Source organism: Ureaplasma sp. ES3154-GEN (assembly GCF_025780075.1).
In the GTDB taxonomy this organism is placed as follows: Bacteria; Bacillota_I; Bacilli_A; order Mycoplasmatales; family Mycoplasmoidaceae; genus Ureaplasma.
Window position 1 is genome coordinate 144,101 of sequence record NZ_JAOXHM010000001.1, and the last position, 9,174, is coordinate 153,274.

Annotated in this window: 8 protein-coding genes and 1 pseudogene; 1 reads left to right on the plus strand and 8 read right to left on the minus strand. The window is 30.6% G+C overall.

What is annotated here, in order from left to right:
- Positions 1-119 precede the first annotated feature (119 nt).
- Positions 120-467: a helix-turn-helix domain-containing protein gene (locus OF377_RS00490; protein WP_263835954.1), complete on the plus strand. Its 348-nt coding sequence runs from the start codon at positions 120-122 to the stop codon at positions 465-467.
- Positions 468-1,193: 726 nt separating this feature from the next.
- On the opposite strand, the gene OF377_RS00495 is transcribed toward OF377_RS00490, so the two are convergent.
- The 8 genes and pseudogenes from OF377_RS00495 to OF377_RS00530 form a co-directional block, all read right to left on the minus strand.
- Positions 1,194-2,144 carry a DHH family phosphoesterase gene (locus OF377_RS00495; protein WP_263835947.1) on the minus strand — a complete coding sequence of 317 codons (951 nt, stop codon included), beginning with the start codon at positions 2,142-2,144 and terminating at the stop codon, positions 1,194-1,196.
- On the minus strand, positions 2,134-4,323 hold the full coding sequence (locus OF377_RS00500; protein ID WP_263835948.1) for a PhnE/PtxC family ABC transporter permease: 2,190 nt from the start codon (positions 4,321-4,323) through the stop codon (positions 2,134-2,136). The genes OF377_RS00495 and OF377_RS00500 overlap by 11 nt, the downstream gene beginning before the upstream one ends.
- Positions 4,292-5,188, minus strand: a complete 897-nt coding sequence (gene phnC / locus OF377_RS00505) for a phosphonate ABC transporter ATP-binding protein (RefSeq protein ID WP_263835949.1) — start codon at positions 5,186-5,188, stop codon at positions 4,292-4,294. The genes OF377_RS00500 and phnC overlap by 32 nt, the downstream gene beginning before the upstream one ends.
- 8 nt (positions 5,189-5,196) lie before the next feature.
- A complete protein-coding gene (locus OF377_RS00510) occupies positions 5,197-6,552 on the minus strand; it encodes a Vmc-like lipoprotein signal peptide domain-containing protein (protein ID WP_263835950.1) in 1,356 nt (451 codons plus the stop codon).
- 299 nt (positions 6,553-6,851) lie between these two features.
- Positions 6,852-7,313, minus strand: coding sequence for a transcription elongation factor GreA (gene greA, locus OF377_RS00515; protein WP_263835951.1), 462 nt, complete (start codon positions 7,311-7,313; stop codon positions 6,852-6,854).
- 51 nt (positions 7,314-7,364) lie between these two features.
- Positions 7,365-7,757 carry an HU family DNA-binding protein gene (locus OF377_RS00520; RefSeq protein WP_263835952.1) on the minus strand — a complete coding sequence of 131 codons (393 nt, stop codon included), beginning with the start codon at positions 7,755-7,757 and terminating at the stop codon, positions 7,365-7,367.
- 58 nt (positions 7,758-7,815) lie between these two features.
- Positions 7,816-8,541 (minus strand): purine-nucleoside phosphorylase, encoded by a 726-nt coding sequence (gene deoD / locus OF377_RS00525; protein WP_263835953.1) that lies wholly within the window; start codon positions 8,539-8,541, stop codon positions 7,816-7,818.
- A 391-nt stretch (positions 8,542-8,932) separates the two neighbouring features.
- A pseudogene (locus tag OF377_RS00530) lies at positions 8,933-9,174 on the minus strand (hypothetical protein); the annotation flags it as partial.

Consider the following 9,174-nt stretch of genomic DNA (forward strand, 5'->3'; position numbering starts at 1 on the left):
TGTAAAATACATATAATAAAACTTAAGGTGTCATACACTATAGCCCTTTATTTCCTGCAGATGCAACTTTTTTATTTCCATTATAATAAATATCAATAACACAAGAGGGGGAAAAAATTATTACAAGAAAATTCCAAAAACAAGAAGTTTTAAAACGTTATTTTGCAAAGGAAATGAGTGTTAAACAATTAGCAGAAATTTATAAAATTACGCCAACAACAATTTATAAATGAATTAAACAGTTTCAAAATTCAGAAATTAAAGACGAAACTATTTGTAAAAATATTGTTCATAACGAAAAAATAGCAGCAATTATTTATTTTCGTAATCATTATGTTAGTATTGATGCAGTGTGTGCAAAATTTAACATTACTCCCAAAATTTTTATCTTGTGGCACGATGAATTCATTGCAGATTGCAAAAATAAACAATATATTAAGCATTTCAAAATAACTAATGATAACTAAAAATCAATACTAAATAAAGCTGAAAAATAAGCCTTAATTTGTTGTTTTATTGTTATAAAAAATTTAGATAAACAATAAATTCGTTCAAAAAGATTATTTTATAAAATGAAAAACTCTTAAAAACTATCTGAAAAACTTTTTTCTTAGTATAATAAAACATCAGCGAATACATTTTTAAATTAATTTTAGTTGACAAAAATATATTTTTTTTATATAATACTATCTAAATAAATATTAATGACCGAACAATAAGTCCTTGCTTATAAGGTACTTGTGCTTGAGAATGGTAATTACTTTGTAATTAGAGTTCTGTTGAGTTAACGTATTAACGAAAAGTACAGGGTGGAACTATCTGTTTATAGTCTTAAACGATTCACGAAAGGTATATCTAGGTTTCTGATAAGTGTGGCGCTGTCAGCAAACGATGCCAACTAGGTAGTACAGTTGAAGCACCGCGAGGTGTGTATAAATCTTCTGTCGTGAAGTAGGAACGAAAATCTGTAGAAACTTTAAAATACAAAATCAAAGGCAAGTTCCTTGGGTAAAACCCGGAGTTATCAGAAGACGTAATTAATCTTCTGTCCGTGCGTGAATAAAGAGTGTAAACATATACTTGGTGGAGTTGATTCGTCTCCGTCTTAATATTTATTTTTTTATGCCTTTGATCGTTTAATTGAACATAAAAACACTCCCTGTTTGGGAGTGTTTTTTTAAAAAAATTATCTATTAAATTTTTTCTTCAAAACTTTTAATGGTTTGAATGATATTTTTTACTTGATCTGGTTTTTCAATGATAAATCCAGCAGAGTTAAAGTGTCCGCCGCCGCCAAATACTTTAGCAACCCGTGATACATCGTAACTCGTCTTTGATCGAATTTCACCACGGTATTTTCCATCTAGTTTTTTTAATAACATAAAACAAACTTCAGAGCTTGCTATTTCTGCGAATTTAGCTGTTAAAGGACGAACAATATCATTATGCACAACTGTGTCAACAACTAAAAAATCAATATTGTCTTGCCTTTGCTTTTGGTTTAAATAACTAAAAACAAGTTTATTTTCTTCATTTGTTAATGCCAATTTTTTGATTAAACCTAAATAATCTAAACCGCGCTCAATCAACCAAGACAATGCAAGGAATGTTTGACTACTAATATTACGTTCTCGTAAAAATTCAGTGTCAGTCAAAATTGCAGTTGCAAGCCCTTCTAAACAACGTTGATTCGTTTTTAGATTTAATACATCTGCCAGCACCACTAATGGCTCTCCTGTTGCAGGTCAATAGTCACCGCCAATTGCAAACATCCATTCACCTTCTTCGTGGTGATGATCAATTTTTAAGGATGTGGCCGGATTTACCCGTTGATCATAAATTCGTCGATAAGTTGATGTATCAACAACAATTTTTAACGATTCGTTAAAGAATGTATCGTCCACCAAGCCAGCAGGTCCATCCAATAAAAATTGGAGGTTACGTGGATAATCATCACCACTAATGCGTACTTGTTTATTAGGAAATGCAAGACGTATTAATTCTTGTAATCCAACTGCGCTTCCTAAAGTATCTCCATCTGGTTCGATGTGTGTACATAACGTGATTTTGTCATACTTTTTAATGTATTCTCAAAAAGTATGAAGCAAGGAAATTAATTGATTATTATTTTGTTTATGAAACATGATAATCACTCGCTTGACTATTTAAGTAATTATTTATCGCATATTTTTGTGCTTGGTATACTTGTTTATTTACACGTTTGTTTATATGGGCCTTTTGCATATTTGTAAGGGTCGTTTCTTTAGCTTTATCTTTAATAATCTTAATCTCAGTTTGAATTTGTTTTAAATTGACCTGATAACTTTTTTTAGTTAAACTTTGTAGATAAATTAAACGTTCATAAGTATGTCGATCAATATGGTTGTTATAATATGTGGCATAATGATAAACAGAATTAAACATATGATCACGGTATGCTAAATTGTAGTTAATCGGTTTGTAGTGGTTTGCAAAACTAATATTAAATGTTTTTGCAACTGCAAGGGCATGAATTGTTTTTCAATTTCGTAAAAGACGCTTGAACCACACACCCTGACTAAAGAAATATCCAGTCATTACTTTTTTACGCAATAATGACGATACATATTCTAGAATCATTAATAAAATAATTGTGAAAATTAAGTATGCCGATAGAATATTTCAGTTCGATGGGTTACCTGATAAGATATTAATTTGTAAACCAAAAGGTGAAGCACCCACTGTCCCGATTACAGTTGTAGATTTGAAGTTAATTTCAATTCGATATAAGAAGTTTGAAATAATTGTTGGCATAATTTCTTTAATTGTATACTTGAATTTTAAACCAACAGATGCACCGATTGAATCTAATGACTCAAAGAAACGTTTAGGAATTTTTTCGACAGCTTGGGTAGTTAATTTCCCCATCATTCCAATTGAATGGATTCCTAACGCAAGCACACCCGCAAAAACGATGGAATCTTTTGACAGGGCTAAGAATAAAATTGCAAACGTAAAAGCCGGAACAGCACGAAGAATAATGATTATTAATTTAAAAAATAATGATCATCATTTAGTAATATTAAACGATGCCAATAGAGCTAATGGGATAGCTAATATTGTTCCGATTAGAGTTGATAAAATAGCCACTGCAAGGGCATTTAAACCTAATTTAATCGGATTATCACTCCCCCAACCCTTAAAGACTTGTCAATAAGGACTAAAGAAACTATTCATTCCTTTAACAAAGAAAGAAATTTGTACATCGTTAGCACTCGCAAATTTAATTTGAAATAACGATAAAATAACAAGTGTTAAAATAACAATTCCTAAACCAACTTTCCATAAATAAACTTTTGGTTTTTGTTTTTTTAATTGCTTTAAATACTCATTGTATGGCAACTTATCATCGACAACAGGACGTTTAGGAACTGCCTCTAAAAAATATTTTTTAACTAAAAAGTTTAAAACTTCTAAAATCACCATAAAGGTAATTAGAACTCATAAAACAATTGTTAATCCTCCGAATTTACCATATTCTTGGTAGTTGGTTACCGACTCCCCAATTGTAGGAATCCCTACAATTGAAAGAATTGCTGCAAATCGTACAACCATTTCAAACGAATAGAAACCATATGCAAAAATTCGTTTATTTAAATAAGGCATAATTGAACGCTTGAAAGCAACCATTTTGTTATTTCCAATTGCTTGTAATCCGTGATATGCTGACACATCGTACGTATCCAAATCTTCGTATAGCCACTTAGCCATTACCGATGATACAAACACCGCTAACGCAAAAGTAGCTGCTAATTCAGGTGAAACTAAATTTTTAAACCCAAAAGCAAAAACAATAGGTGGAATTGACCGAATAATAGACATAAAAATCCGCATCGGCATATAAATAAAAGGAGTTTTAATAAAATTTTTTGCACTTAATAAGGCAATTGGAACAGAAATAATAATTCCTAAAATAGTCCCTAAGATTGAAAAACTAATTGTTTTTCATAAATACTTAAGTGCATGCACAAAAGTGGCTGTTGGAGTGTAATCTTCCCCTGCGACATCAATAGTTTTGAAATTAAAAAAATCAGGAATATATTTTTTTCAAAAAATATCTTGTCCGCTAAAATCCGGTTTGCTAATTCAAACAATAACTGCAAAAATAGCTAAACTTGCAAGAATTGCAAAAATACTAAATCATGGGAAACTTTTAGTTACTTTTTGACCATTGATGTCAATAAATTTTGGTTGGAAGTAGTTCTTAATCTTTTGCAGAACAAAGATAAAACGTGCTTTATGGTGTGAAGATTTAGAAAGTTTCTGGTGTACTACTTGTTTCATTTTTAATCTTCTCTAAAATATCTGCCTGAATTGTTTCCCGTTTACGTTTAGTTTCAATAAACTGTTGTTCATCAAATTGTTCAAGTTGTTCACCATAAATTTGTTTTAAAATATCTAAATTAACATTAGTTGATGGTCCGTCGTAAACGATTTTTCCTTTTTTAACCCCAATAATTCTATCAGCATATTGTAACGCTAAATCAACGTGGTGTAAATTTGCAAGTACAGTAATATTTTCTGATTTATTAACATACAAAAAGCCATCCATTACACTTTTTGCCATAATAGGATCAAGCGCGCCAACGGGCTCATCAGCTAAAATAATTTTTGGATTTTGTGCAAGTGTACGAGCGAGTGCAACACGTTGCATTTGTCCACCTGATAAATCCTTTGCTAAATCATATGCATTTTCAAGAATATTTACTTTGGCTAATGCACGGTATGCGAAATCTTGGTCACGTTTTGAATAAAGTCCAAAAAAGGCACGAAAACGATTCATTTTTGCCGCACGCGCTGCAAGAACATTATCAATAACAGAAATATTATCAATTAAATTATATCCTTGAAAAACAATTCCAACTTTTGTTCTAAATTCACGTAGTTTTTTGCCATTTAATTTACTAACTTCATACGGACCAACTTTTAATGTTCCGTCACTGATTGTATTGATTTTGTTAACAGTTTTTAAAAGAGTGGTCTTTCCGGCACCGGAAAGACCAATAATTGCGACAAATTCACCCTGCTTAATTTGCAGATTGACATCAATTAACCCTTTTGTTCCATTTGGATAAGTTTTGCTAACATTAGATCATTCAATCGTTCAATCAGATAACTGTTTAGGATTTTTTGATTTGTTAGAACTCATATTAATTATTAATTCTTTTCTCTTTCAAATGATGTGAACCCATCAAAGTGTTTTTTAAATCATTCTTCAGGGAATGTATAAGAAGCTGATGACGTTTTTGAAGTATAACCAAATTTAATTAACCCCTTAACATCATTTCAGTTAAGTTTTCAATTTTCACCTTGTTTTTTCATTGCTTCTTGGATCATTTTGGCAATTTCGCTATCTTTACGAGCGTAAATATAAGCACGATAGAAACCAACTGTCTTTAAATTATTAGTATCTCCATTTGCTGCAGTTGCTAATTTATCAACAACTGTTTTTAAAGCTTCTGGATATCCTTCTGATACAGTCGTTGGGTTTCCTGTACCTTGAATATAAAGTTGTACTTTGCCATTTGCACCTTTGCTAAAAGTACGGTATCCATTAGCAGCATCGACTAAAAGTTTTTCGCTTGTAAATGCTGGTGTGAATGTTTGATCTAGCGAAACATATGGATCAATAATTTGTACTGAGCGACCGGCTTGTAAAATGAAATTTGTGTTTTGGGCTTTTGTCGCTCATGTATCAACAGGAAGGAAAGCAACATCTAATAATCCATTATTCAAACTATTTGCAGCTTGGTCGTAACTTGTACTTACTGTAATTTCAAAGTTATCTAAACCCATTGTATTAAAGTATTCACTAATCTTACTAACTGCTTTTTGGACATTAGTTGGATCTCCTGATGGGATAAATTGAACCTTAAGTTTTTTTGATCCTGTTTTTTTAGTTACTTTGTTATCAGAACTAATTTCAAAGTATTCGCTACCTTCTTCTGGAGATTTTGAATATAATTTACGTTTATCTCCTTGCGGATTTACAGTAATTTCAGCGTTTTCATCAACTAATTGTGCATACCCATCATGATTATAAACACTAAAAACTGATTTAGATTTACCACCAACATCAATAGTTAATTCTTTATTTTCAGCATTAGGGTTTGCTTTTAAAGCTTTTTCATTTTCTTTTGCTTTTTTAATAGCTTCTGTAAATAAAATCTGTAATGCTTTAATATCACCTTTTTTAAGGGTATTGCGAACTTGAACACCATCGTTTGCAATAGCAGTTGTCGCTCCAACAACAATGATATCATCACGGTTGTCTTTTGCATAAATTGAAGCTGCATCCCCTCAAGCACTAGCTAATGTAATTGTTCCACCAGCTAAATCACTCATTTGTGTTGCATAACTTCCTGAATTTTTAGCTTCAAATTTTCCTTTTACATCAGCAGCAGAACTGCCACTATTATTACAACTTGCAGCAATAGCAATTACTGAACCAGCAATAGCTAAAGCTCCCATTGTAGAAAATAAGATTTTTTTATTAAGTTTATTATTTTTCATTAATACAATCCTTTTAATTATTTTTTATTTCACTTACATAAATAAAATGAGTTCTAATTACTCTATTATATTTTAAACAAAAACATATATATACAACCGACAAAAATCAAAAACCTAATAAAAATTTATTTTTATATTTTTTAGAAATTAGAAAATTGTTTGTAAAAATAGTTTTTTTATATCATTATTGAATTCTAAATTTTAATTCATATTAACATTTTGATAAAACTACATTTTTAGGGTAAAAAAATAAAACAGATCCGTCCCAAGACGTTCTGTTTTATTTTTTAATTCTAATCTTATTTAATTTCTAAAATCTTAACACGATAAGGATTATCAATATGCAACGTTGCTGTTTCTTCAACTCGCAAACCAACTAATGCCTTTCCTAAGGCTGATAGATTAGAAATCTTATTTTCTAACGGGTTCACATCGATAGTCCCCACAATTGTGTAAACTTCTTCTTGGTTTGTTTTATAGTTAAAAATTCTAACAACATTTCCGAGAGAAACAGTTTCGTTTGATAATTTACTATCATCAATCAATTCATAATCATTAAGAATATCTTCGATTTCTTCTTTACGACGGTTTAAATTTGCTTGTTCGTTCTTAGCTGCATCATAATCAGCGTTTTCTGATAAGTCTCCTTGCTCACGAGCTGCTTGTAATTGACGTGTAATCTCAGGTCATTTGATATTTAAAATATCATGCAACTCTTGTAATAATTCTTGCTCTTTCGCTTTGGTAATTGTGTGTTTCATAATACTCCTTTATTAAACAAACTAGACCATTAAAAACGGTCTAGTTTGTTTTTATTCTTCAGTTTCATAAGTTTCAGTTACAAATTCGTCTTGTTTTTGTTCTGTATCAATTTCTTCATATTCAATAGAATCATCTGTTACTTGTAAATTTACATTCACAATCTCTTTGATTCCCTTTGTAAAAGCAAATTTAGGAATAATTTTTTCTGGAATAATTAATTTTTCTTTTGTAAAAACATTTACTCCTTTTCGCTCTTTACGCTTTGATAATTTGAATTTACCAATTTTACCTAAACTAACTTCCCCAGATCGTGTCAACTCTAAAATTAAAAAATTTTCATAAGTTTCTAAAATTTCTTTGGTTGTTTTTTTATCATTGTTAATCATTTTAGAAACTTGATTAACTATTTCGGCACGCGTTAGGGGTTTAACTTGATTTGACATATATTAAATTCTTTCTTTAAGTTTTTAGTATTTTTATTATAACAAATAATAAAATAAATTATTTTTTTAAGAATTTAATACCGGCATTCAAAGCAATTTCCATCATCGCTTTAAACGTTGTTGCTCGTTCTGTTGGAGTCATTGATGCATCAACAACTAGCGAATCAGAAACTGTTAACATTGTTGCGGCGTTTTTATTTAAGATTTGGGCGTTAGCAAACAAACCAGCAGACTCCATATCCACACATTGAGCATGTGTGCGTTTTTTAATTGCATCTAGACTTTCGTGACCGTTATTATAAAAAACATCCGATGCATGACAAATCGCTTCAATAATTGGACGTTTTAGTTCTTCAGCGCTTTGTTTAATTACTTCATAAATACTTTGTGTTGGGTACATAAAGTTCTGTTCATCTTTTTTTGCTCCAATAGCTTCGACAAATGTTGAATCTGTATAGGCTTTACTAACCAATACAACATCTCCTAATTTCAAATCTTCAACATAAGCGCCTGTTGAACCAACACGAATAATAGTATCTACATCGTAGAATTTATACAATTCGTATGAATAGATTCCAATTGATGGAATACCCATTCCGTGTCCCATTACACTAATACGTTCGCCTTTGTAATATCCTGTATAACACAACATTCCCCGAACATCATTTACAAGAATAGCATCTGTTAAAAAAGTATCTGCAATTCATTTTGCACGCAACGGATCTCCTGGCATTAAAACAACTTTAGCAATTTCATCCTTTTTTGCATGTATATGTGGTGTCATAAAATTTCTCCTCTAATTTATCTTAATGTTTCTCTAACCCTTTAATTATAAATTAATCAGTACCCCTGATAACATAAGAATCACAAATATTTTGCAAAAACGAACAAACAAAAATAAAAAAAATTAATTTAATTAACAAAGATAATATCTTTTCGACAAAAATATTTTTAATGAAACAATGTTTTAAATAATGTTAAAAAATATTTAAAACACAGTATTTAACAAAAAACAAACAACTAAGAACATCTCATAATTAACATAACAATTAATATATGAGTATTATAGTCGTTTGTTCAAAACTATTTATAAGCAGTTTTTAGTTTTTTAATATTAATATTTTTTATTTCAGAATCTTTATAGTTTTATTAACTAAATTTGTTATATATAAAAACTAATTTGCTTCCCCATCTGCTGTTCCTGCAGACTCTCATCCTTGTCTAGAGCTACTAATATCAACATTTTCACTAGCGCCTGGGTTTGCATCTTCTTTAGGAGCAGCAGCTGTGTTTTCACTAGCGCCTGGGTTTGCATCTTCTTTAGGAGCAGCAGCTGTGTTTTCACTAGCGCCTGGGTTTGCATCTTCTTTAGGAGCAGCAGCTGTGTTTTCACTAGCGCCTGGGTTTGCATCTTCTT